The organism is Kineococcus glutinatus, assembly GCF_039542765.1.
Lineage (GTDB): Bacteria > Actinomycetota > Actinomycetes > Actinomycetales > Kineococcaceae > Kineococcus_A > Kineococcus_A glutinatus.
In genome coordinates this window covers 1-538 of sequence record NZ_BAABIL010000931.1, presented here as the reverse complement: position 1 = coordinate 538, position 538 = coordinate 1, and the positions used below count along the sequence as shown (strand labels likewise).

At 80.1% G+C, this 538-nt stretch carries 1 protein-coding gene and 1 pseudogene; both read left to right on the top strand.

Annotated features, from left to right (window positions below; all coding sequences use genetic code 11):
• Positions 1-360 (top strand): annotated as a pseudogene (locus ABEB16_RS22655) (APC family permease); the annotation flags it as partial.
• The coding region (locus ABEB16_RS22650; RefSeq protein ID WP_345714393.1) for a helix-turn-helix domain-containing protein at positions 357-538 on the top strand (182 nt) is incomplete at its 3' end. The pseudogene ABEB16_RS22655 and the gene ABEB16_RS22650, both read left to right, overlap by 4 nt.

Sequence of the window (538 nt, the reverse complement as noted above, 5' to 3'; positions counted from 1 at the left end):
GCCTGCGCGGCCCTCGCGGCCGGGACGGGGGAGGCGCTGCGCGGGCTGCTCGTCGTGGGCACCTGCGGGTACGTCGTCGCCTACGTCCTCGTGTGCGCCGCGGCGCCGGTGTTCCTGCACCGCATCGGCGAGCTGACGGCGGGACCGGTCCTGGCCGCCGTGCCGGCCGTCGTGGTCCTGGCCGGGGTGCTGGCGGCCTGCGCGGTGGCCGGCGGCGGCTGGGTGCTCGTGGCCACCGCCCTGCTCCTGCTCGCCGCGGCGCACGCCGCGTGGGTCCGCCTGCGCCGGCCGGCGGTCCTGGCGGCCGTGGGCCTCTACGACGAGACGCGCGCCCGGGACGTGCTCGGCGGCCCCGCGTGAGCCCCGGCGAGGACCTGACCGGCCGCCAGCCCCGGGCGCTCGTCAGCGCGCTGTCGCTGCTGGAGGAGGTGGCGCGCACCGGCGCCGGGGCGACGGCCGCGGAGGTGGCGGCCGCGACCGGCACCCCGCGCGCCACCGCCTACCGGTTGCTCAACCTGCTCGTCGCGGAGGAGTTCCT